Below are 23,292 nucleotides of genomic sequence, written 5' to 3'. Positions count from 1 at the left end.
AGACCGCATGGGCGATGATCTGTTGCGGGAAACGGTGACGCTTGTAGCTGATGGCCGGTTTCTTCATCCCACCGTCTCTACCCACCACTCACTCACAGGAGGTTTACGTGACAACGCCGCCCGCCGGCAATCGCCAGCCCGATCGCCTCGATACACACATCGACATCGACGGAGCTTGGAATGAAGCCATGCACACCGAGATCGATGGCCTGCAGCACATGGTCCAGCGCCTGGCTGTTGGAGAGCACCACGACCGGTACCGGCTCCAGCGTCGTCACGAGCTGGGTGATTTCCTGCCGAATCGAGATGTCGCTGATATCGTTGCTGCCGATGTTGATCACCGCAACCCTGAGGGTGCCGAGCGTCGTCTTGCATTGCTGCCAGCTGGCGATGCCCGAGAAGGTGAAGATGCTGATGCCGATCTGATGGGAAATGAGGCTGTTTGCGAGGCATTCCCGGTCGAGGTTCCGCTTGTCGAAAATCGCCAGGTAGTCGTTTGCCGCGTAGGTCTGCGGCGGATAGTCAACTCGCTCGCTCACGGCCTCTCGCCGCTCGACGCCGAGCGAGTTCCGCGATCGAAAGATGTCGATTGACTGCCTCTCCAAAAATGTTTCGTCTTTCGCCATGGCACCCCTCACTAACTCCTGGTTCGAAATACGAGCCTTGGTCTGGTTCCGCTTATTCCTCGTTCCGCTTTATTAGCGTTAACGTTTCATGTCGGTGAATCCACCTAAACAAGCGCTAATTTTCTCACTGTGAATGCCTCTGCGAAGAGCGAAGGCGAGCGGCATTCCATTCCGCGCACCCGGGCAACGCCTCGAAACACGTCCTCGTGAAACCAATCCTTCGATCTCTGCGTCGAAAAATGCTCCATGAGCAGCTCGATCTTGCGTTCGATCATTCCTGGCAGCAGCGGCACATAGGTATTGCGCTCGACGAAGTCGCCGTCCCATTTCGGGATTTCGTATTCCAGCACGAAGTGGTCGCGGAAGACGTTTGTGGTCAGTTTGTTCAGCTCCTGATGATCCTGGTGCGCGTCGAAACGGCTGTGCGTGAAGATGACATCGGGCTCCACGCGCTCGCGCAATGCCAGCAGGAACTGTTTTATCTCCCGGCTCTGGCTCGGAAAGTAGCTGTCTTCGAAGCCGCAGACCTCCACCGCCGCGCAGGCAGCGCCCTCGAGAAAGGCAGCTGCCGAACGGCGGGTTTCCAGTGCTCGTTCGGGTGTTGCGCTCATCACGCACCAATGGACGTCGAGCCTCACGCCGGCTGCGATGAGGCCGAGGATCGTGCCGCCTGCGCCGATCTCGATGTCATCGGCATGTGCGCCGAGGCAGAGGACCTTCAACGGGAGCCCGGCAGCGGCCATCGACAGCGTTTTCATGAGCGGCCTGCCATTCGAAGGCTGGAGACCCGGCCGGCCGCCACCTGGCGCACCCACGGCATCTCGCCGCGCTCGACCATTTCCTCCAGCATCTGCCAGTCGCGCAGCGTATCCATCGACCGCCAGAAGCCCTCGTGCTTGTAGGCCATCAGCATGTCGTCCTTGATCAGCCGCGCGAAGGGCTCGAGCACCAGCTCCTCGCCCTCGCGCATGTAGTCGAAGATCTCGCGGCGCATCAGGAAATAGCCGCCGTTGATCCAGATTTCCGACGTGTCCGACGAACGGAACTCGACAACCCGGCCCGCCGGATCGATGTCGGCAAGATGATAGGTCAGCGGCGGCCTGACCGCGAGGAAGCAGGCGATCTTGCCGCTGGCCTCGAAGCGGGCGACCATGTCGTCAAGATCAACATCGGTCAGGCCGTCGCTGTAGTTGGCGAGGAACATTCGCTCACTCATGACATGGTTGCGCACGGCCCACAGGCGCTCACCGATATTACGCCAGATGCCTGTGTCTATCAGCGCCACGCGCCATTGCTCCTGGGCCTCGCCAAGAAGTTCGACCCGCCCCTCGCCGGACACCACGCAGTCCGAAAAGGTTTGCGGGCGGCAATTCAGGAAAAATCCCTTGATGACATCCGCCTTGTAGCCAAGGCAGAGGGTGAAATCGTCATGTCCATAGGAAGCGTAGTACTGCATGACATGACGCAGGATCGGCTGGGTGCCGAGCGGGATCATGGGCTTCGGAATGCTCTCGGAATATTCCCGGATGCGCGTACCCCGGCCACCGCAGAAAAGCACGACTTTCATGACCAGGCCTCCGCGGGATCGATGATGCTGACATCGGGGATGGGGATGATGAACTTCGCGCCCCAGTCGCCGACATGGCGCATCTGTGCGACGATCTCGTCCTTCAGGTTCCACGGCAGGATGAGAATGTAGTCCGGCCTGTGCTGGTCGATCGCTTCCACGGGCAGGATGGGAATGTGCATGCCTGGCGTGAACCGGCCGTGCTTGTAAGGATTGCGGTCTACGGTGAAGTCGAGGAAATCCGTGCCGATGCCGCAATAATTGAGCAGCGTGTTGCCCTTGCCGGGCGCGCCATAGCCGCAGATGCGCCCGCCGCGCTCCTTCACGCCGATGAGGAAATAGAGAAGGTTGCGCTTGGCCTTGCGGGCTCTGGCTGCAAACGATGTGTACGCCTCTACCGTATGGAGCCCTGCGCGCCGTTCCTGCCCCAGGAGGTCGGCGACACGGGGACTGATCACGCTATGTGCGCCGGCATGGCCGAGATAGATCCGCAGCGAACCGCCATGGGTCGGCAATTCCTCCACGTCGAAAACCTCAAGCCCGTGCAACCGCGCGGCTATCTGTACCGTGAGCAGGGAGAAGTAGGAAAAATGCTCGTGATAGATCGTGTCGAACTGGTTGTGTGCCAGAAGCGTCGCGACATGGGGAAATTCCAGTGTGATAGCTCCATGCGGCTTGAGGATGCGCCTCATGCCGGCAAGGAAGTCATTGAGGTCCGGCACCTGTGCCAGAACGTTGTTGGCGGCGATCAGATCCGCCTGCTGGCCGGCTGCGACCATGTCGTCAGCGAGCCGCTGTCCGAAGAAGGCGATTCTCGTCGGCACGTTTCTCGCAATGGCGGCCTTTGCCACATTGGCGGCGGGTTCGATGCCGAGCACGGGAATGCCGCGCGTGACGAAATGCTGGAGCAGGTAGCCGTCATTGCTGGCGATCTCCACCACGAAGCTGTCGCCACCAAGGCCGAACCGTTCGATCATCGCTCCGCAATAGCGTTTTGCGTGTTCCACCCAGCTCGTGGAGTAGGACGAGAAATAGGCATACTCCTCAAAGATGCTTTCGCGGCTGACGTACTCCTCCAGTTGGACGAGCATGCATTCTTCGCAAACCCGGACATGGAGCGGGTAGTATTCCTCCATACGGCCAAGTTCATTTTCCTGGCGAAAACTCTCGCAAGGTGGAGACATACCGAGATCAACGACAGTATAGTTCAGTGCCGTTCCGCATAGACGGCAGTTCGGCTTCAAGGAAATCTCAGAAACATACGAAAATGAAGGACTACTCTGAGAGCTCATCTACCGTCTCCACAGAAAGATTCGACAGAATGGGAACGAAAAGCTGAACGAGGGCAGCCTTCCAAATTGAAATCGTCTCTTGGCCCACTGTCAGATTAGGCGAGTGGTACGGCAGTTTCGATACTGCTATGCGAACACGCCCCCTGTCTGAAAGGCGTAGCATTTCGAACGTGTGGTAAGCTTTCCTTAACTATACGCTCACCGGCCGGCCAGAATACGTCGGAAGAAGCACTTGGCAGCACGACGGCGCGCGGCAGGATAGCGGACTCCAGGGAGGAAGGGTGCCATGTTGTTCGCCCAAACTGATCTCGAAGGTGTATGGTTGATCGAGTCGTGCCCCATTGCGGACGAGCGCGGTTCCTTTGCGCGAACCTTCTCCATCGATGAGATGGAGCATCACGGACTCGAACGCCATTTCGTGCAGCACAGCCTTTCCCGCTCGCGAGAAAGGCACACGCTCCGTGGCCTTCATTTCCAGGATGAGCCGCATGGCGAGGTGAAGCTGGTGTCCTGTCTCAAGGGGGCGATCTGGGATGTCGCGGTCGACCTGCGGCCGCAATCTCGCACCTATCTCCGCTGGACGGCAGCAGAGCTTACCGAACAAAACATGCGGCAACTCTATCTTCCCAAGGGGTTTGCGCACGGTTTCCTGTCACTCACCGAGGATGTCGCAGTCGGCTACCTAATATCGGCCCGCTATGAGCCGACGGCAGGCCGTGGCATCCGGTATGATGATCCGGCGCTCGGTATCGACTGGCCTGCGGCACCGTCCGTCGTCTCGGACAAGGACAGAAACTGGCCGCTGCTTTCAGGGTGATCCGCCCGCAACGCCAAGCAGCCCGCAGGCCTTCAGCCGGGCGGCGGCCTCGGCGATGTCGCGGAAGGAGAGGCCGGACCGGCGGGCGATATCCAGAAGCGTATGGGTGCCATCCGCCAGATTGAGGACCCAGAGGTAGCCCATCGTAACATCCGAGGTTACCTTGTGCCCGCCCGTCGTCGAATAGAGCCCGCGCCGCCCGAGCTGCGGCTCGCCTTTCGGAGAGAGGTTCAGTGGCAACCAGTCCCCCTCCAGAGCCTCCACGATATCGAGGATCATCCGGAAGGAGGATGCCAGGTATTGCGGTTGCACCAAGTCCAGGTTGTCGGCCGAGGTATGATATTCCGGGAAGGTACCGAAGGCGCTTCGTTGCAGCAGACCCACCGGAAGATTGAAGCCCGGCGAGCAGAACTGGCGTTCGTCATAGCCGAAGGGACTGAAATCCACCGTTGCCACCCGCTGCCCGTCGCAGCGCACGGCATCGATCACCCGGTCGATAACGGCATTGCCACGGCGGCTGCGCTTGTAGACCGGACCGCCGCCGTCGCCGATGCAGGAGACCACCAGGCCATGGTCGATGCGATGTGCAGCCCCTTCATTTGCCGCCAGCCAGCAGAGTGAGCCTATGGTGCCCGGCGCGAAGAGAAAGCGGTAGCCGAAACGATTGCGCCGCTGCGCCAGCGTTTGCGCCAGACGGGTGAGCACGGCGAGACCCGAGCAATTGTCGTTCGCCAGAGAGGGATGGCAGATATGGGCGGAGAACAGGACCTCGCGATCCGTTTCGCCTGGCAGGAAGACTTCACCATAGGTCAGCGTCCCGTCGGCAAGTTCCGTGTCGATGATGACCTCGTACTCCTCGTCGGGTAGGGCCAGGTAGTCGCGATGGGCCATGCAGAACCCCCAGTCACGGGCGTAGTAGCTGGTGCGGTAGGGAATGAGGTCCGGCTGATCCGGCAGCGTGTGGAGATGCGGCCTCAGCTCCTCCAGCGACAGGCGGCGCGACACCGGCTCGCTGTAGTTCACGAGATGGAGGTTCGAGCTGGCGAAATCCACGATGGTTCGGCCACTGGCGGTGCGCAGAACCGCGCCGCGCACGGTCCATTCCTGCGGCACGATCCAATCAAAGACCTGCGTGCCCGTCCGCACTTCGCGCACCGCGATATCGATATGTTCGGACAGGATGGAGAGGGTTTTGCGCACCCCTTCGCCGGTGATGCTGCGGCAGATCGGAAAGAGCCGGGCGACGAGCGCAAAAAGCGCGCGGCCCGGATCGGCCGTGTCGCCCGGCAAGGCTCCGGGGAGAAATGGTGTGGCCTCACCCATGCCGATGCCTCAAATGTGGATTTCCCGCATGGCGGCCGGGTTGGGTACCGCCGGGCGCCAGCGCAGGTCCGGATCGATTGCGCCGGTTTCGAGGAGCTGGCGGATCTGGCTGATACGCTGGTAGCGCGGACCTTCGAATTCTGTGAGGCTCAGCCCGGCGCTGCTATAGGCCGCATAAAGCTGGCGCGCGCCGGCCACCACGTCCCATTGCGGCTGGAACGCCGGCAGAACACGCGCGATCTTGCCGAAATCGACGCGATAGGAGCGTGCGTCCGGTCCGGCTTCCTGGGCATATTCCAGCCGGCACCCCGGCACGATCCGCGCGACGACGTCGGCGATCTCGCGGATCTGGTAGTTGTGTGCCGTCTGGCCGACGTTGAAAGCCTCGTTGAAAACGCTCTTTGCCGGCGCCTCCAGGGCCGCAAGGAAGGCCCGGGAAATATCCTCGATATGCACGATCGGCCGCCAGGGCGTGCCGTCCGACTTCAAGAGGATGAGGCGCTGCGTCACGGCCCAGGCGACGAGATTGTTGAGCACGATATCGAAGCGCAGCATCGGCGACAGACCGTAGGCCGTCGCAGGCCGCAGGAAGACCGGACAGAACCTGGCGTCCGCAAGTTCGGCGATATCGGCCTCGGCCCGCACCTTGGAGATGCCGTAGGCGGAGACGGGATTGAGCGGTGCGTCCTCATTGACGAGATCAGCGCCGGCAAGGCCGTAGTTGCTGCAGGAAGAAGCAAGGAGGAAGCGGGAAACGCCTGCCTGTTTCGCTGCACGCGCAACCCGCACGCTGCCCCTGTGGTTGATGTCGTAGGTGACCTCGGGATCGAGATTGCTGAGCGGGTCGTTCGAGAGGGCGGCAAGATGGATCACTGCGTCGAAGCCGTCGAGGTCACGGGGCGAGATGTCGCGCACGTCCTTGAGCACGGAGGGAACATCGACCATCGCGCCACCCGGCGCGTAGGTGCAATGCCGGTAGAGCCCGGCATCATAGCCATGCACGTCGTGTCCGGCGCGCAAGAGGAAAGGCACCATCACGGCGCCGATATAGCCCTGGTGTCCAGTCACAAGCACTTTCATGTCGAAAACCCCCATCTGACGTTCGGGGATGGTAGGCGTGGGGGGCGGTGACCACGATTGAGGACAAAGACGGCCTCCCCTGCCGGAACGGTGCAGTCGTCGCGTCACCGTACCCCTTTCGGCGGATCAGGCCTTGTGCGCCGCGCTGTTGTAGCGGCGAAAGACGACCTCGGAGGGCCGACCCACAAGATGGCGCTCCACGCCGTCTTCGAGTGCCATCCGGTAGATGTGGAGCGCGCCGTCGAAGGCATCGATGGTCTGGTCTATATCGTCGTCGCCGTGCGAGTAGCTCACGACGAGCGAGGGGGCGAGCACGCCGCGGCGGATCGTTTCCTGAAGGAGCAGGGTGCGGAACAGTTGTGAGGGTTTTCCCGTCGCATCCCGTGTTCCGTAGGACAGACAGGCCGGGTGCCCGGCGACATTGACGTGGCGTTCCAGGCCGTGCCGGGTGATGATCTGGTCGATCCCTGCCTTCAGCCGCAGCCCCTGGCTGCGTAGATGCTCTATGACGGGCTCCTGCGCATAGACATGCATCGTCGCGATTGCCGCCGCCATGGCATGGGTCTCGGCACCATGGGTCGTCGACAGCAGGAAGACCCGCGGCTTCTCCAGCTGCTCGATGCCGCCGAGGACCATGTATTCCCGCTCGCCGGCGAGAGCGGAGATGGCGAAACCGTTGCCCAGCGCCTTGCCGAAACACGAAAGGTCCGGCCGCACGGCATACTGCGCCTGTGCGCCGCCACGGGCCCAGCGAAGCCCGGTGATCATCTCGTCGAGGATGAACAGTGCGCCGTTGTCATGGCAAAGGTCTTTCAGGTTCTGGAGATAGCCCGGTGCAGGATCCTCGCCGCGCGAGGCCTCCAGGATGAGCGCGGCGATGGCGCCGGGATGGCGGGCGAAAAGTGCACGTGCATCGTCGAGGTCATCGTAGCGAAAGCCCAGTGTCAGGCTGCTGACCGCTTTGGGGATGCCGGCATTCATCTCGGTCGTGCCGATGAACCAGTCGTCCGTCGAGAAGAACGGATGGTCGCTGCACCGCGCGACGAGATCCCGCCCCGTCACCGCGCGGGCAAGCCGCACCGCACCGGAGGTCGCATCCGATCCGTCCTTGCAGAACTTCACCATGTCGGCTGTCGGGATCATGTCGAGGAAGGTCGAGGCACATTCGACCTCGATGTGCGAGGGCCGCGTGAAATTGCAGCCGAATTCGAGCTGTCGCATGACCGCATCGAGCACGTGGCGATAGGCATGGCCGAGGCCGACGGCCCGGTTGCCCATGCCGTATTCGATGTAGCCGTTGCCATCCACGTCCCAGACATGGCAGCCGTAGCCGTTGACGATGAAGCCGGGGGAGAGCACCGGATATTGGTCGTCGCCCTTGGCATAGGTGTGGGCGCCGCCGGGGATCATCGAATGCGCGAGATCGCGTAACCTGTTCGAATTGTCGAAATTCTGGATGAACCCGGCCATTGGTCAGTCCCCCCTCGGTTCCCTAGACCTACCACCGCAGGGGTAGCGCGCCATCCAAACCCTTGGGCGTGATGGACTGGCCGATAGAGGTAGGCCTCAGCTGAACAGCTCGTTGAGCTTGAAGATGACCTCCGTCCGGTTGTGGACCTTCAGCTTCTTCATGATGTTGCGGATATGCACCTTGACCGTGCTCTCCCTGAGCGCGAGTTCGTAGGCGATGATCTTGTTGGCCTTGCCCAGCTTGAGCATGGAGATGACCTCCTCCTCGCGGCTGGTGAACACCTCCGCCCGCTTACGCTCCTGCTGGTCGGCAACGGACATCAGGCGGCGCAGCTCCGGCAGGCTCTCGGTGGAGATGAAGATGCCGCCCGAAAGGGCAAGCGAGATCGCCTTGACGCAGACGGCGATGCCGACTGCCGACGGAATGAACCCCTTGATGCCGAGATCGAGCGCCGTGAGGACCTGGCGAAGGTCGTGATTGTCGGACAGGATGATGACCGGCAGCTCGGGAAATTTCGTAACGAGCATGCGAATGCTCTCTTCGATGCCAGACTCGGTGAAGTCATGGCTTCCAAGGCTGATCAGGAGGCCGCTCGAGTCTCCGGAATATTTCGCCATCCATGCTTCGATGGAGCTGAACAGCACGATCGTCATGTTGAGACCGTGCGATACGAGGCTCTGCGACAGACACTCGCGGTCGAGTGCCCGCTCGTCGATGATGTCGAGAACCGGTGCGCGGTAGAGCGACGGTTTCACGTTTACGGACGATGGAAAAGGGGAGGACGGGATTGTCCCGTTCAAACCTTTTCCGGTGCCGGACCCGATTATTCCCCTAACTTCAGTCACAGCGAAACTCCTGGTACATCACGCTTACGGTTGCGAATGTTTGGTCGCCGGGTCACACTCCTAAAACGGTTGCAACGTCAAAACTGAGTGTGACAAATGCGGTTTCCCCGCCTATCGGCGGCAGTCGTCTTCTCGTATTTTTCCACTTTCTACTATACCTCATTAAAAAGCGACCCGAACAGATTCGGAAAATACGTAATTATCACAATTGCTTATTGTAAATAGTGTTACTTTTAATCATGGGTTGTATCTTCGGCTGGCGTAACAATCAGTTGCACGCTAGGGATAGTCATGCCGTCCATGCACGCTGCGGCTCATCTTCTTCCATCGATCGTACAGTTCTTCGATACCGGCTCTCAGGCCAATGCTTGGTGCCCATCCGAGCGCGCGAAGGCGCGAGCAGTCGAGCAGCTTTCTGGGCGCGCCATCCGGTTTCAGGCTGTCGAAAACGATATGGCCGCGAAAATTGACGATGTCGGCGATGAGGAAGGCAAGTTCACCGATCGTGATTTCCTCGCCGGAGCCGATGTTGATCGGTTTCGGGCTCTCGTACTGCTTCATCAGGAAGACGCAGGCATCGGCAAGGTCGTCGACATGCAGGAATTCGCGCCGGGGCGTGCCGGTGCCCCAGACGACGACGCTGTCGCGATGGGCGATCTTTGCCTCATGCATCTTTCGGATCAGAGCTGGGATGACATGGGAGTGATCTAGGTCGAAATTGTCGTTTCGTCCGTAGAGATTGGTCGGCATGACGGAGATGAAGCGGTGGCCATATTCTTCCGCATAGGCGGCGGCAAGCTTCATGCCGGCGATCTTGGCGATCGCATAGGCCTCGTTGGTGGGCTCAAGGCTTCCCGTCAGAAGGGCCTCCTCGCGGATCGGCTGCTCGGCATGTTTTGGATAGATGCAGCTTGAACCGAGGCACATCAGCTTCTCGACGCCCAGCTCGGAGGCCGCCTTGATGACATTGACGAGGATGAGCAGGTTCTCGACAAGGAATTCAGCAGGATAGCGGGCGTTGGCGCTGATGCCGCCGACCTTCGCGGCGGCGATGAACACTGCCTCCGGCCTCGCCTTGCGCATCCAGTTCGCCGTGTCGGCCTGGGACGTCAGATCGACTTCGCTACGCGGCACGGTCTGCAGATCGCAGGCTTCGCCCTGAAGGCGGCGTACGAGCGCAGAGCCCACCATCCCGCGATGACCGACCACCCAGACGCGTTTTCCGCGCAGATCATAGGGACTTTCATCCATGGAGGTCATTGCGGCCCTTCTCCCTCATCATGATGTTCACATCCGACATCACCATCTCCGAAACGAGATTGCCGAAGGAAACCGTCGGGCTCCAGCCGAGCCGGGCCCAGGCCTTGCCTGGGTCGCCGAGCAGGAAATCCACCTCGGCGGGCCGGAAGTATCTGGGGTCGATCTCGATGAGGCGCTCGCCGGTCTTGCGGTCGTAACCGACCTCATCGACCCCGCGCCCCTCCCACACGATGGTCCGCCCGACGACGTCGAAGGCGCATTCCACGAATTCGCGGACGGTGTGGACCTCCCCGGTGGCCAGCACATAGTCGTCGGGCGTATCCTGCTGCAGGATGCGCCACATGCCCTCCACATAGTCCTTGGCGTGACCCCAGTCGCGCTTGGCTTCGAGATTGCCGAGATAGAGCTTGTCCTGCATGCCCCATTCGATCGCTGCCACGGCGCGCGTGATCTTGCGCGTCACGAAGGTTTCGCCCCGCCGGGGGCTCTCATGGTTGAACAGGATGCCGTTCGAGGCGTGAAACCCGTAGGCCTCGCGATAGTTGACTGTCATCCAGTAGGCGTAGAGCTTCGCCGCGGCATAGGGGCTGCGCGGATGGAAGGGCGTGTCCTCCCTTTGCGCCGTTTCCCCCAGTCCGCCGAAGAGTTCCGAGGTCGAGGCCTGGTAGTAGCGGCAATCTGCGCCGAGCTTGAGGATACGCATTGCCTCGAGGATCCGAAGGGTGCCGAGCGCGTCCGTGTTCGCCGTGTATTCCGGTGTCTCGAAGCTCACCTGGACGTGGCTCTGTGCACCCAGATTGTAGATCTCGTCCGGCTGGACCTCCTGGACGACCCGGCAAAGGTTTGTCGCGTCGGTGAGATCGCCGAAATGCATCTGGAAGCGCACGCCGGGCGTGCGCGGATCGACATAGAGATGATCGACCCGGGCGGTGTTGAACGACGAGGACCGGCGCTTCAGGCCGTGCACATGGTAACCCTTCTCGAGGAGCAGCTCCGTCAGATAGGAGCCGTCCTGGCCGGTTACGCCGATGATAAGGGCTTTCTTGTCGGTCATGGCTCGCGCCCCCTCTCATTCTGCGAGAGTCAGCGAGCGGGCGGGGGATCACAAGGTGACCGTTCGAGCAGTGCGATGCGTTTCTCCTCCTCCGATAAGGTGAAACCTGCTGCCGGCAAGCCGAAGGTCTATACTCCTCCTGCGGAAGGCGTAGGACGGATAGGGCGGCGCGATGCGCCATAGCGCCTTTGGAGAGCTTGCCGGATGCGGTGCGGCTGGCAGGATCGTAGCCTCTGGAATTGAGGCGGAGTGCGGTCGTGCGGGTCATTTTCGTCAATCGATACTTCCATCCCGACCAGTCGGCGACGAGCAGGATGGTCTCCGCCCTCGCCTTCGGGCTGGCGCGATACGGGACGGAGGTTACGGTTATCGCCAGCCGCAGCCGTCATGACGATCCGCAGAGCGTCCTTGCTGCTGATGAAACGGTATCCGGCGTCAATGTCTTCAGGCTCGCAACGAGCCGTTTTGGCCGCCACACGCTGCCGGGGCGGGCTGTGGACTACCTTTCCTTCCATCTCACGGCTTTCCTCTGGCTGCTCCACCATGCCAGACGCGGCGACATGGTCGTCGTCTGTACGGATCCGCCGCTGATCTCGCTCGCCTGCGGGCTGCCGGTGCGTCTGCGCGGTGGCCAGATGATCAACTGGATCATGGACCTCTTCCCCGAAACCGCCGTCGAGCTCGGCCTGTTTCGCAAGGCGCCAATCCTCGGCCGGCTTGCCGCGTATTTGCGTGACCGGTCGATCGTCCGGTCGCGGCTGAGCATATGCCCGACCGAGAGGATGGCGGATTTCCTGCGCCAGCGCGGCGTGCCGGCAGACCGCATCAAGGTATTGCACCACTGGTCGGATGCCACCGAGATCCGCCCGCTGGCAAGGGAGAGAAATGTTCTGCGGGCTGCCTGGAACTATGGCGAAAAATTCGTCGTCGGCTATTCCGGGAATTTCGGCAGGGCGCACGAATTTGCCACCCTGATCGACGCTGCGACCCTTCTGCAGGACAGGGCGGATATTGCCTTCCTGATGGTCGGCGGCGGTTACAAGCTTGGCTCGGTGATGGCTGCCGTGCAGCAGCGCGGCCTTGCGAATGTGGCCTTCAGGCCCCTGCAGCCGGCGGAGCGTATCGCCGAAAGCCTTGGCGTGCCGGACATACATGTCGTCTCTCTGCTCCCCCATCTCGAACATTGCATCATTCCGAGCAAGTTCTACGGCATTCTCGCTGCCGGCCGCCCGACGCTCTTCATCGGCGATCCCAAGGGTAGCGTCGCGGCTGTCATCGACGCGCAAGGCTGCGGCGTCACGGCTGCCATCGGCGATCCTGAACGACTGGCCGGCGTAATAGAGGCGCTTGCCGCCACGCCGGAGCGTGTGGCGGCAATGGGTGTAAAGGCGCGGGCCGTGCTTGAGGCGGACTACGCCTATGACCGTGCCCTCATCACCTGGCGCAAGCTCTTTCACGCGCTGGCCGAGGAGGGCACGCTTCCTGCCCGATCCCGCATCCTGGAGGAGGAGCCGTCGTGAACGAGACGATCGTCGTCAGTCAACTCGGCGCCCGTATGCATTATGCCGTGCCCCGGATCCTGGCGCGGGAAGGTCAGCTCGGCCACTTCTTTACCGATATCTGTGGTACGAAGAGTTGGCCCGCTCTGCTGCGAAAGCTGCCGCCCGGCCTTCTGCCAAGGGCGGTACGGCGCCTGACCGGGCGCGTTCCGAGTGGCGTTCCTGCCGAACTCATCACGGATTTCCCGCTGTTCGGCCTCAGATCCGGCCTCCGCCGTCTGCGCGTGGAAAACGATATCGAGGAAATCTCGCACGCCGTCTGGGCAGGCAGCCATTTTTCAACACTCGTCGCCAGCCGTGGTTTTCACGATGCGGCCGGCCTCTACGCCTACAGCGGCGATGCGCTGGAGCAGATGCAGGCGGCCAAAAGTCTGGGCATGTGGGCCGCCGTCGAGCAGATGGTCGCGCCGCGCACCGTGCTGGAAGCCATCCTTGCGGAGGAGATGCGACATTTTCCGGACTGGGCCGGACCGCCGAAGCAGAATCCGTTCGCCGATACGCTCGCCGAGCGCGAACGAGCCGAATGGCGGATTGCGGACTGCATCGTCTGCCCCTCGGGATTCGTCCGCGACCATGTCGTGGCGGAGGGCGGTCCGGCCGAGCGCTGCGTCGTCGTTCCCTATGGCGTCGATGCCGAGGAGCGGTATGGCCCGGCGGGGCGTACGCCCGGGCCGCTCCGCGTTCTCACCGTCGGTGAAGTCGGGTTGCGCAAGGGCTCGCCCTATGTGCTCCAGGCCGCCGAACGCCTCGGCGCCGCTGCCCGTATCCGCATGGTCGGTCCCGACCGCTTGCCGCCCTACATTCGCCGCAGGATGGGCCGCTCTGTCGAGTTGAGAGGCATCGTGCCACGTCAGCAGATTGCCGCCGAGTACCATTGGGCGGACGTCTTTCTGCTACCCTCGCTCTGCGAAGGCTCGGCGACGGTCGTCTACGAGGCACTGGCCTCGGGTCTCCCTGTCGTCACCACCTACAGCACGGGCAGTGTCGTGCGTGACGGCGTGGAGGGGCTCATCGTGCCCGAGCGCGATCCCCAGGCGATCGCAGACGCCATCCGGCATCTCGCCGACAACGAGGACATCAGGGCAAGCATGTCGCAAAATGCCCGGCGAACCGCCCGGGACAACACGGTCGAAAAATATGGCCGTCGCCTTCTCGACGTGCTTACCCGTCTGCATGTGCGGCATGGCGTCGTGCCATGAAGATCGTGCACGTCATCACCTCGATGGATCCGGACAAGGGCGGTCCGCAGGCGGTGGTGATGCGGCTTGCGGCCGCGCAGGCCGACCTCGGCCACGACGTCCAGGTCGTCAGCCAGGCGGATCGGGAGGTCGTCACCCGTATGGTGGCGCTCGGCCGGCTCATCCCCGGCTTCGACCGGATCAGCTGGCATCTGCTTCCTCTGCCGGGGCGTGTCGAGGAGATCCTCTGCCGCAGGGCACGGGGTGTGCTTGCCCGCGTGCTCACGGATGCAGACCAGCTGCATCTGCATGGTGTCTGGGAGCCCATTCTCGTCGCCGCCGCAGCCATGGCGCGCCGGCTTGGCATTCCCTACTGTGTCTGTCCCGCCGGCATGCTCGATACTTGGAGCCTTTCCCAGAAACGCTGGAAGAAACGGCTGGCGCTGGCGCTTGGCTGCCGCCGAATGCTCGACAACGCCGCGTTCATCCATGCGCTAAACCGGGACGAGGTCGACCTGATGCAGCCGGTGGGCCTGCGTGCACCGGCCGAGATCATTCCCAATGGCGTCTTTGTCGAGGAATTCGAACAGCTCCCGTCGCCGGAGCCGTTCCTCGACTTGATCTCCCGTCCGAACGGCCGACGCTACGTGCTCTTCCTCTCGCGGCTGCATTACAAGAAGGGGTTGGACCTGCTGGCCCACGCTTTCCGCCAGGTTGCGCAGGAATGTCCCGACGTCGATCTGGTCGTCGCAGGGCCGGATGGCGGGGCGGAAGATGATTTTCGCACGCTTGTGCGACGCTTCGGGCTGGAGAGGCGTGTCCTGATGGTTGGGCCGCTCTACGGCGAGACGAAGCTCCAGGCGCTTGTCGCCGCTGCGTGCTTCTGCCTGCCGAGCCGGCAGGAGGGGTTCAGCATTGCGATTACCGAAGCGCTTGCCTGCGGCACGCCCGTCGTCATCACTCACGCCTGCCATTTTCCGGAGGTGGCGATTGCCGGTGCCGGCGTGGTCACGACGCTGGAGCCGGCGGAAATTGCCCATGGCATGATCGAGATCCTTGAGAATTCCGGTGCAGCGGAAAGGATGGGAAGACGAGGGCGCCATCTGGTCTTCGAGAACTATACCTGGCCGCGCATCGCGCGCCTGACGACCGGCCTCTACGAAGCCTATGCGCCGCCCCATCCGCACGCCGCGGCGTGACTATTGCGCATCGTCTTCATGCCGGCGGCCGGCAACGGCGCGGGCCGGGTTTCCAATATAGACGGTCCAGGGCACAAGCGGCTTTACCGCCACGCCTCGTGCGCCGAGCACGGCTCCTTCGCCCACCACCGTTCCCGGGCCGACGAAGGCTTCGGCCGCGATCCAGCACCTGCGCCGCAGTACGATCGGCCGCGACACCAGAGGAAAGGCCGCCCGGTGAATGTCGTGCGTGCCGGTACACAGATGCGCGCGCTGGGAGACGATGGCCAGCGCCTCCAGTGTCACCGGGGCGATGTTGTAGCAGATCACACCCGGCCCCATCGAGGCGTTCGGTCCCATGGTGAGGTTGCCAGGCCACCAGATGAAGGTCGTGCCGTGCACGATGGCCGTCGGGTCCAGCTTCGCGCCGAAGAGACGCAGCAGCCGATTGCGCCAGCGGTGGAGCGGCGGGGGTGTCCAGGCTGCAAGGCAGCGCCAGGTGATGAGCCAGGCGAGCCGCAGCAGCCGGAAACGAAGTGCGAAGGTCGGCCCGCCGAGGAGCGGCGAAGCGGAGGCTACGTCGTCGAAACGAGGATCATCGTAGCGGGACTTCATGGGCGAACGGTCTCCTCGATGTGAAACGACTGCACCAGCTCATCGTGTCCAAAAGGTGCGACCGTCAGGAGCCGGAGCCTCGTCCTTCCTACTCCTGACGGCGGCCTTGGGAGACGGGAGGCCTCCCCTGACCCTGATCAGACCGGCAGGCCACTTTCGCGTCGTCGCAGTTCCTCGGTCTTGATGACGATCATGTATTCGTAGGCCGCAAGCAGACGGCAGTAGTGGTAGCCTTCCCGCCCATCGAGGAAGCCGCCGCGCAGGACATACATGTAAAGGAAGCGTGCGGCGGGGCGGAAGGGCAGCCGCATGGCGAGTTCCTTCAGGGCGCGCCTGCGCGTTTCCGGAACACGGCTCAGCACGTCGCGCCAGGGAACATGCTTTTCGCGCAGGCTGACGACCGTCTCGCGTGCCTCGGAGGAGGAGTAGCGATTGTGTTTCTCGTACCAGGCCGTCATGCCCTTGTTGAAGCTGTAGTGGATGAAATGTGCGTTGAGACGCCCTTCCGGACCGTCTGAAAAGCAGCGCGAATGCGCTTCCCGCTCGTAGCGTACGCAGTCCGGCCGAACGAGGCGGGTGATCCAGGTCGGATAGAGGCTGCTGTGTTTGATCCAGCGCCCCATGAACATGTTCTTGTAGCGGATGCGGTAGGAGGTCTCCGGCCGCGTCGGATCGCGGGCGATCGCCAGCATCTCGTCGCGCAGGTCCGGCGGTGTGATCTCGTCGGCATCAGGCGTGTAGACCCAGGGGTATTTGTACGCGATCTCCTTCAAGCCATAGGTGCGCTGTCCGGATTCCGTGTCGTGTACCCGCTGGTAGACGCGCGCGCCCGCGGCACGTGCGATATCCACCGTCCGGTCGGTGCTGTAGGAATCGAGCACCACGATGTCGTCACACCAATTCAGCGAGGCAAGGCAAGCGGGCAGGTTCCGCTCCTCGTTCAGCGTCATGATCAGCACGGAAATCGACATGGGCGCTTTCCCGCCTTTCACGGATGCAGATTGATCGAGGGCCGCACGATGCGGTGGAGGCGATGGCGAACCGAGGCTTCGACGGCCAGTACGAAGGCCGTGTGGGCGAAAGCGACGAAAAAGAGACCGATCGTCATCACCGACGCCGGCACGCCGGCGACCAGACCGAGATAGCCGACGCCGCCGCACAGGAACGACACCACGATGATGGTGTAGCTTGCCGCGGCCGGCGAAAGGCCGGTATCAATCAACAGGTGGTGCAGATGCCGGCGGTCGGCTGACATCGGGCTGCGATGGTCCAGCATGCGGCGCACCATCAGGCTGAGCGTGTCGGTGACGGGGATGATGACCAGCCACAGAAGAACCGGAAAAGGCAGGTCGTCCGTCCCGCCGGAAAGGCGCAGGACGAGATAGGCGATGATCGCTCCCAGGGTGGTGCTGCCGGCATCGCCGAGATAGACGGCGGCCTTCGGCCGCCACGGGCTCCGTGCATTGAAGATCAGGAAGCCGATTATCGCCGCGATGAGCGCCATGACCGGGAAGACGAGTCCCTCTTCGTCGAGATGCACCACAAGGAGAAGGATCCAGACCAAAGCGGCGACGGCACTGCCGCCTGCAAGACCGTCGATGCCGTCCATCATGTTCCAGGCGTTGACCAGCCCGACGATGAATGTGGCGGAGAGGATGAAAAGGCCTGCCGCGCCCCCGATCGCTTCCGGCGGCAGGAGATCGCCGAGGGAAAGCCGGCCAAGACCTTCCGTGGTGATCAGGGCCAGCGCGATCAGCACCTGTGCCAGGAAGCGGGTGCGGGCAGGCAAGGTAAACCGGTCGTCGGCGACGCCGAGGATCGTGATCAGGCCCATTGCAACCCAGAAGCCGAGCCCGAGGCTCAAGGGGCCTGACAGAAGGGTAATCCCTGCAAAAGACAGGAAGATCGCGATACCGCCGCAAAGCGGAATGGCGCCCTCATGGATCTTGCGATGATCCGGCAGATCGATCAGGTGCAGCGGAATTGCGAGCCGGCGCAGGAAAACGATCAGAAAGGCACTCAAGGCAAGGGAAGCTGAACTTTCAAGCAGCAGGAAAACCATCGGATCCCCCTTGTTGCGGCGCTCACCCTTCGTCATCACGGTGTTTGGCCGACGATGAAGCATAGCGAGAGACCCCAGGGGCTGAAAATTCCAGCAAAGGGGGAAGGTGCAATTGGTAAAGTACCGGAAGATGTTTGCACGCTCTGGTTTTCTACCTCGTTTCCGCCAGACACTCCGCCTTTTGGCCGAAGGGAGGGCATATGCGGCCACCACCTCCGACGCTCCAGCCTTGCATTCCATCGGTTTTGCCGCCGGTTTGGCTGAGGATCCGCCTTACCACCAATGGCGCAAGGCGCTGCGCCGAAAGGACAGATGGCGCGCCTTCGGCGGCACCCGCATGCTCGCCCCATGGACACGATCGAGAGCCAGCGCACGTTCTGGAATGCATGGAACGCCGAAAACCGCGAGGCGCGCGTCGGCGAGATATCACGCCGTCAAGCTGAGATCGTTCTGGACTGGCTGGGCACGCTTGGTCGCGACGATCTGGATATCATCGAAGTCGGTTGCGGCACGGGATGGCTTTGTCCGCATCTCGCGCGCTTCGGCCGGGTCACCGGCACGGATCTGTCGGATGACGTGCTGCGGCGCGCGCAGCTCAGGTGGCCCCATATTAAGTTCATCGCGGGCGATTTTGCTGCGCTGCCTCTTTCCGAGGAAGCCTATGACGTCGTGGTGAGCCTTGAAGTTCTCTCGCATATTGCTGACCAGCCGGCGTTCATTGCCGGGATCATGCGGTTGCTGAGACCGGGCGGCATCCTGTTGCTCGCCACACAGAACAGGACCGTTCTCACCCAGCGTTGCCATATCCCGCCGCCCCAACCGGGGCAGTTGCGCAACTGGGTGGACCGAAACGAGCTTCAAAAGCTGCTGGAAGCCTGCTTCGACGTCGAGCGGCTCGTTTCCGCCACTCCCGTCGCCCACAAGGGCCTGCGCCGCATCCTGGCAAGCCAGAGGCTGAACAATGTCCTGAAGACGATGGTCGGTGATCGTTGGCGCGACCTTCTGGAACGGCGTGACTGGGGCTGGACGCTGATGGCGATGGCGCGCAAGGCCGAACGATAAAATACCGAGTGATCGAAGTTGGGTCCGGTATTTTGCAGTCTTCCAAAGATCGGTTTGCCTTTGGTTGTAAAACCATCCTCCGGCTATCGTATTTCTGCAAATGGGCCGCTGAACCGCAAACAGGATGTTTTGCTCTCTTTGGTGAATAAATAAGCCTCCGTTCACGTTATTGAGTATGCCTTATCCTGTCGATGACGATCACACGGGAGTCATAGATGAAATCGCGACAAATTGCTCTGACCCTGGAGCCAGAAAAAGCCATCTCTACTGTCGGTGTCGCGAAGAAAATCTCTGAAATTCTCAGGGCGATTGCTCAAGAATTGGACAATAATGGGATAAATGAAGTAGATGTTCCATATCAGGTCGGGCCATTCTTCGAAATAAATGGGAAAAGACTATGCTTATATATAATTGACCATTCGCGGGTGGCTGCTGCGCGAGTGAGCAACAATCTCCTGTCCACTTTGTCTCGGCGCCAGCATGAGATTCTCATGGAACTGGTGGAGGGGCGCTCGGCAAAGACCATCGCTGAGCGTCTTGGCATTCATCCAAGAACCGTCGAAGCGCACATACACCGAATTTACCAGAAAACCGGAACCCACGGGATTGCGCAGCTTATGGAAGTTTTCTTCGCGCAGCTTTAGCCGATGCCGGCTTCCTTCGAGATACGGTTATCCCCCCATATCTCTTGAGAAAGCTACCGAGAGCTTGGTAGTATTTCGAGTTTTCCTGTAACTTTATCCCTGCAAATGAAGGCTGTGGCGCTTTTCCACAACAGGTGAAGGACAATCGCGCGTTGCGCGTGTAGCCGGGATCCGGGCGATCAGAAGCACCGGTATCATGAAGAGCGCGGTGTGTACCCAAGCGATGGCGATCTCGTTCGTGAAATGCGTCACGACAAGCATGCCCGGTATGGCGGACAACATGTAAAGCAGCTGCATGGCCGTGTTGCCCTGCATGGCGCACGAGTAGATGCCTGCCAGCAGCAAGGCGACCAGCGCGAATTTCAAGCATCCGAAGTAGGAAAACGAGGCGAAGGCATCCATCATGCCCGTTGGCGTCGTTCCTGGTGCCGGTTCGTAACCGACCGCGTAGCGCACAGGGTTTCGAAAATAGAGTGCTTCCTTGCGTGCCGAACCGATGAGCTGGGCCGGCACATAAGAATGAACCAGCGTGTTCCAGTGGGTCGAGCCGTAGTCATAGGCGTTGTTTTCGGAGACGTAGGAAAGCGAGAAGGCCAGATTGCGGAATTCCGGTCCGCCTTCCTTGATCAGCTTGTTCCAGTTTTCCGCAAGGTTGATGTCGAGGACTGCACGCCAGTTCGGCGCCCCGCTATAGTAGGTCGCCGCACGGTATTCGCCGGCGGCGAGCAGGCCGACAACGGCGAAGACCAGGCTCGATGCCACGACATACCGAGGTACGGCATATCCCCGGTGAAACCAGAGCGCGAGCGCTATCATCAAAGCGAGTTCCGCGGTCTCGCCACGCCGCCCGGCGATCACGATGCGATCAAAATAGAACACGAGGTCGAACAGAATGATCCACAGCGCCATCGACGAACGTCGGCGTGCGAAACACAGCAGCGCGATTGCAAGTCCGTAGGTCAGGAGCTTGGCGAAGAAGAGGTATGCGACGGCGGTTCCGGTGAGAAAACCACGGAGGCGCTGCTCATCGTCGAGCTGGCCGAACTTGTGAAAGAAGTAGGCGCCGATCAGTGACAGCGCGGCGGAGCAGGCAAGCAGCCGCTTTTCGCTGAAGTTGGCGTCCCAGCCCAATTTCGAATGCCGCCCCACCTCCCAGCCGATGGCGCACATCACAAGACACAACCAGGAAAAGAAGATCGCGCGCGTCAGGGCGCCGTCCTGCGGCATGAAGCGGTCGTTGATGAGGCCAGGGATCTGCGGCAGGACGAATGTCAGGAACATGGCGGCGGCGAGAAACGGAAAGCCGTAGAAGCCGCCACGTTTCCAAAGCCCCCAGCCCAGAAAGGCAAGGGAGGTCAGCAGGAGAAGCACTGTGCCGATCCATGCCATGGCGAACCTCCGGCCTTTCGTATCGCCATGATTGCGACGGAACGCCGGTAGCGCAACACAGCCATTCGACGTAGCGGACCACCGGCACCTCCGTGTCGCGCCGGCGTGTTCCGCTTTAAGGCGAGGCACAAAGGGCACTCAATCTGTCTTGCACTGGTCTGAACGCCACTGTCGAAGGTGGCTGGCATGTCTGCGACGGGGAAATGACTGGCGATCGTACAATCGGAGATGGTTTTCAGTATCGAGTGGCGCATCACTTTCAAAAAAATACAAAAGCGCTGTAACAGCGCTCTTGTTGCCCACGTAGGTGCATTTGTCGGTCGCCGTTCTTGAGGATCAGGAGGGCACGGCCGCCTCTTCTCTACGGAGTGACTTGATGAGCATTGATTCATACGGTCTCGTGACCACGACAGACAGTCACGAAGCGCAAAGAGCTTTCGAAAATGCTGTGTTCGGGCTTGCGGCGCATCGCCCGAATACAGCTGCTGAACTGCAGAAAGTACTCCTGGCGGATCCCGATCATGTGCCGTCCCACGCATTGAAGGGGTTTGCCAATCTCATCCTGGCCCGTTCGGAGCTGCTTCCGACAACAAAAGCGGCGCTTGCCGATGCGCGCAGGGCACTGGCGAAGAAGAAGGGCGGCTCGACGGATGAGCGGACCCTCGTGGAGGCCCTGGAGGCGGCGACACGGGGCTGGTTCCGCCACGCCGCGGACATGCTCGAGGATGGTTTCGAGACGCGCCCGGCCACGTTCCTGCCGTTCAAGCTTTCCCACGCCCTCCGTTTCATGGCGGGCGATCAGGCCGGTATGCTTGCTGCCAGCAGCCGTGCGGCCCTGCGCCTCGATCCGGCAAGCAAGGCGGCCGGGTTCATTCTCGGTTGCCATGCCTTTTCGCTGGAGGAACACGGGCGCTATGACGAAGCGTTGCGGGTCGGCCGGCGGGCAGTGGCGCTGCAACCCGATGACGCATGGGGGCTGCATGCCGTGTCCCATGTGTTCGAAATGCGGGGAGACACGCGGCCGGGCATCGACTGGCTCGAAAACAGCCGCAGCACTTGGTCGCGCTGCAACAATTTTTCATTCCACATGGCCTGGCATCTCGGCCTTCTGCATCTAGAGGGTGGTGATCACGAGCGTGTGCTGCAAATCTACGACGACGAGGTTCGGCCGCAGCCGACCGACGACTTCCGCGATATGGCGAATGCGGTGTCCCTCCTGTGGCGTCTCGAGCAGTCCGGTGTTCATGTCGGGGAGCGTTGGGAGCAGTTGGCCGAGGTCGCCCATGGGCGCCGCCGGGATACGACCCTGGTCTTCGCGGCGCTCCACAATCTGGCGGCCATGGTTGCGGCCGGCGATCATCGCGGCGTGCGGGAGCTGGTTTCGGAAATCGACTTCAAGGCGTGGGGAAAGGGGGACCAGGCGCGGGTCGCCGCGGAAATCGGCGTGCCGATGGCGCGCATCCTCGCCGGGCTCGATGCGCCGGCCGATCGCCAGAGCATCGACCGCATGGTCGCCAACCTGCCGAAGATCGGCGGCAGCAATGCCCAGCGTGATTTCTTCGTCCTCGCCCTGGCAAAGGCCGTCGGCAAGGGCGGCGACGGGGCTACCGTCTCCAGGATCGGCCGGATCCGCCAGAGGCTGAAGGCGGACGATCAGCTCTTCCAGTCGATCGAGCGTTCGGTCGGCATGCGCCTTTCGGCCTGAAACACATCGCCCAACACGGAGAACAGTCATGTCGATGATGGAAATGAACAAGGCAGCCATCTTTCCGGAAATCCGGCCGGGTCTTGTGCGAACAGTCCTTTTTGCAGGACTTGCTGCCGACATCACCTGGGAAATCTGGGCGCGCCTGATCACGCCGCTGTGGGTCGGTGGTCCTCTGCAGCCGGCGGCCCTTGTTCAGTCGGTGTTCGGCTTCAACAACCTGCTGCTTGCGGAGGTCATCCACGCCATCGTCGGCATCGTCTTCTATCCGATCGGCTATCTGTTCGTTGCCCGGCCGCTACAGCGCCTGATCCTGCCGAAACTGCCGCTCCTCCTCACGGGCATCGGCTTTGGCATCGGGCTTTGGGTCTTCGCGCTCTATGTCATGGCGTATCTCGTTGCCGGTTTCCCGCCGTTCCTCGGCTTCATCACGCTGACCTGGGCTTCGCTGGTCGGCCATGTCCTGTTCGGCATCGTCGTTGCCTTCATCGTGCGCGCCGTCGAGCGATAGGAACCTTGCCGAAGGTGTTCCGGCAACAGTCCATCGGCCTGCAACCGTAGAGAA

At 61.7% G+C, this 23,292-nt stretch carries 22 protein-coding genes; 8 read left to right on the top strand and 14 right to left on the bottom strand.

The window, feature by feature from the left end; translation table 11 throughout:
* Positions 1 to 92: 92 nt before the first annotated feature.
* From P9A16_RS28965 to P9A16_RS28950, 4 genes are all read right to left on the bottom strand, one after another.
* The gene (locus P9A16_RS28965; protein WP_278026268.1) at positions 93 to 539 is read right to left on the bottom strand and encodes a hypothetical protein; all 447 of its coding nucleotides are present in this window, start codon (positions 537 to 539) and stop codon (positions 93 to 95) included.
* A 191-nt stretch (positions 540 to 730) separates the two neighbouring features.
* Positions 731 to 1,384, bottom strand: coding sequence for a PIG-L deacetylase family protein (locus tag P9A16_RS28960; RefSeq protein WP_023516403.1), 654 nt, complete (start codon positions 1,382 to 1,384; stop codon positions 731 to 733).
* Positions 1,381 to 2,193, bottom strand: coding sequence for a glucose-1-phosphate cytidylyltransferase (locus tag P9A16_RS28955; protein ID WP_023516402.1), 813 nt, complete (start codon positions 2,191 to 2,193; stop codon positions 1,381 to 1,383). The genes P9A16_RS28960 and P9A16_RS28955 overlap by 4 nt, the downstream gene beginning before the upstream one ends.
* The gene (locus P9A16_RS28950) at positions 2,190 to 3,485 is read right to left on the bottom strand and encodes a class I SAM-dependent methyltransferase (RefSeq protein ID WP_024271361.1); all 1,296 of its coding nucleotides are present in this window, start codon (positions 3,483 to 3,485) and stop codon (positions 2,190 to 2,192) included. Before P9A16_RS28950 ends, P9A16_RS28955 begins: the two co-directional genes overlap by 4 nt.
* A 286-nt stretch (positions 3,486 to 3,771) precedes the next feature.
* Between P9A16_RS28950 and rfbC the strand changes: the two genes are divergently transcribed.
* The gene (gene rfbC, locus P9A16_RS28945; protein ID WP_023513138.1) at positions 3,772 to 4,302 is read left to right on the top strand and encodes a dTDP-4-dehydrorhamnose 3,5-epimerase; all 531 of its coding nucleotides are present in this window, start codon (positions 3,772 to 3,774) and stop codon (positions 4,300 to 4,302) included.
* On the opposite strand, the gene P9A16_RS28940 is transcribed toward rfbC, so the two are convergent.
* The 6 genes from P9A16_RS28940 to gmd all read right to left on the bottom strand — a co-directional run bounded on the left by P9A16_RS28940 (position 4,294) and on the right by gmd (position 11,335).
* Positions 4,294 to 5,625: a DUF4910 domain-containing protein gene (locus P9A16_RS28940; RefSeq protein ID WP_023513137.1), complete on the bottom strand. Its 1,332-nt coding sequence runs from the start codon at positions 5,623 to 5,625 to the stop codon at positions 4,294 to 4,296. The two genes, rfbC and P9A16_RS28940, sit on opposite strands and share 9 nt — an antisense overlap.
* Positions 5,626 to 5,634: 9 nt before the next feature.
* Entirely contained in the window at positions 5,635 to 6,705 is a 1,071-nt protein-coding gene (locus P9A16_RS28935) for an NAD-dependent epimerase/dehydratase family protein (RefSeq protein WP_023513136.1), read from the bottom strand.
* A gap of 126 nt (positions 6,706 to 6,831) precedes the next feature.
* On the bottom strand, positions 6,832 to 8,175 hold the full coding sequence (locus tag P9A16_RS28930; protein ID WP_023513135.1) for a glutamate-1-semialdehyde 2,1-aminomutase: 1,344 nt from the start codon (positions 8,173 to 8,175) through the stop codon (positions 6,832 to 6,834).
* A gap of 96 nt (positions 8,176 to 8,271) precedes the next feature.
* Positions 8,272 to 8,931, bottom strand: a complete 660-nt coding sequence (locus P9A16_RS28925; protein WP_037409046.1) for a LuxR family transcriptional regulator — start codon at positions 8,929 to 8,931, stop codon at positions 8,272 to 8,274.
* Between the two features lie 369 nt (positions 8,932 to 9,300).
* Complete coding sequence (locus P9A16_RS28920; RefSeq protein WP_130518917.1) at positions 9,301 to 10,272, bottom strand: GDP-L-fucose synthase family protein; 972 nt, start codon at positions 10,270 to 10,272, stop codon at positions 9,301 to 9,303.
* Positions 10,265 to 11,335 carry a GDP-mannose 4,6-dehydratase gene (gmd, locus tag P9A16_RS28915; protein WP_023514181.1) on the bottom strand — a complete coding sequence of 357 codons (1,071 nt, stop codon included), beginning with the start codon at positions 11,333 to 11,335 and terminating at the stop codon, positions 10,265 to 10,267. The genes P9A16_RS28920 and gmd overlap by 8 nt, the downstream gene beginning before the upstream one ends.
* Before the next feature lie 257 nt (positions 11,336 to 11,592).
* Between gmd and P9A16_RS28910 the strand changes: the two genes are divergently transcribed.
* Genes P9A16_RS28910 through P9A16_RS28900 form a run of 3 tightly spaced genes read left to right on the top strand, consistent with a single transcriptional unit; the run spans position 11,593 to position 15,271 of the window.
* Positions 11,593 to 12,855, top strand: a complete 1,263-nt coding sequence (locus P9A16_RS28910) for a glycosyltransferase family 4 protein (RefSeq protein WP_023514182.1) — start codon at positions 11,593 to 11,595, stop codon at positions 12,853 to 12,855.
* Positions 12,852 to 14,093: a glycosyltransferase family 4 protein gene (locus P9A16_RS28905; protein ID WP_023514183.1), complete on the top strand. Its 1,242-nt coding sequence runs from the start codon at positions 12,852 to 12,854 to the stop codon at positions 14,091 to 14,093. The genes P9A16_RS28910 and P9A16_RS28905 overlap by 4 nt, the downstream gene beginning before the upstream one ends.
* Positions 14,090 to 15,271, top strand: coding sequence for a glycosyltransferase (locus P9A16_RS28900; protein ID WP_023514184.1), 1,182 nt, complete (start codon positions 14,090 to 14,092; stop codon positions 15,269 to 15,271). Before P9A16_RS28905 ends, P9A16_RS28900 begins: the two co-directional genes overlap by 4 nt.
* Here P9A16_RS28900 and P9A16_RS28895 read toward each other — a convergent pair whose 3' ends face one another.
* From P9A16_RS28895 to P9A16_RS28885, 3 genes are all read right to left on the bottom strand, one after another.
* The gene (locus P9A16_RS28895; protein WP_023514185.1) at positions 15,272 to 15,865 is read right to left on the bottom strand and encodes a putative colanic acid biosynthesis acetyltransferase; all 594 of its coding nucleotides are present in this window, start codon (positions 15,863 to 15,865) and stop codon (positions 15,272 to 15,274) included. It abuts the gene before it with no gap.
* Positions 15,866 to 16,002: 137 nt separating this feature from the next.
* Positions 16,003 to 16,836, bottom strand: a complete 834-nt coding sequence (locus P9A16_RS28890) for a glycosyltransferase family 2 protein (protein ID WP_023514186.1) — start codon at positions 16,834 to 16,836, stop codon at positions 16,003 to 16,005.
* A gap of 17 nt (positions 16,837 to 16,853) precedes the next feature.
* Positions 16,854 to 17,966, bottom strand: a complete 1,113-nt coding sequence (locus tag P9A16_RS28885; RefSeq protein WP_197032958.1) for an MraY family glycosyltransferase — start codon at positions 17,964 to 17,966, stop codon at positions 16,854 to 16,856.
* Between the two features lie 309 nt (positions 17,967 to 18,275).
* On the opposite strand from P9A16_RS28885, the gene P9A16_RS28880 reads away from it, so the two are divergent.
* Together P9A16_RS28880 and P9A16_RS28875 are read left to right on the top strand one after the other, a co-directional pair.
* Complete coding sequence (locus P9A16_RS28880) at positions 18,276 to 18,989, top strand: class I SAM-dependent methyltransferase (protein ID WP_023514188.1); 714 nt, start codon at positions 18,276 to 18,278, stop codon at positions 18,987 to 18,989.
* A gap of 215 nt (positions 18,990 to 19,204) precedes the next feature.
* The gene (locus tag P9A16_RS28875; protein ID WP_051758783.1) at positions 19,205 to 19,633 is read left to right on the top strand and encodes a LuxR C-terminal-related transcriptional regulator; all 429 of its coding nucleotides are present in this window, start codon (positions 19,205 to 19,207) and stop codon (positions 19,631 to 19,633) included.
* Positions 19,634 to 19,726: 93 nt separating this feature from the next.
* Here P9A16_RS28875 and P9A16_RS28870 read toward each other — a convergent pair whose 3' ends face one another.
* Complete coding sequence (locus P9A16_RS28870; RefSeq protein WP_024271363.1) at positions 19,727 to 21,022, bottom strand: hypothetical protein; 1,296 nt, start codon at positions 21,020 to 21,022, stop codon at positions 19,727 to 19,729.
* A 376-nt stretch (positions 21,023 to 21,398) separates the two neighbouring features.
* Between P9A16_RS28870 and P9A16_RS28865 the strand changes: the two genes are divergently transcribed.
* Together P9A16_RS28865 and P9A16_RS28860 are read left to right on the top strand one after the other, a co-directional pair.
* Positions 21,399 to 22,727 carry a hypothetical protein gene (locus P9A16_RS28865; RefSeq protein WP_023513349.1) on the top strand — a complete coding sequence of 443 codons (1,329 nt, stop codon included), beginning with the start codon at positions 21,399 to 21,401 and terminating at the stop codon, positions 22,725 to 22,727.
* 28 nt (positions 22,728 to 22,755) lie between these two features.
* Entirely contained in the window at positions 22,756 to 23,238 is a 483-nt protein-coding gene (locus P9A16_RS28860; RefSeq protein WP_023513350.1) for a hypothetical protein, read from the top strand.
* The last annotated feature ends 54 nt before the right edge of the window (positions 23,239 to 23,292 follow it).

This window comes from Shinella sp. 838 (assembly GCF_029623935.1).
In the GTDB taxonomy this organism is placed as follows: domain Bacteria; phylum Pseudomonadota; class Alphaproteobacteria; order Rhizobiales; family Rhizobiaceae; genus Shinella.
The sequence above is the reverse complement of the archived record's forward strand: the minus strand, read 5'-3'. Positions and strand labels throughout refer to the sequence as shown.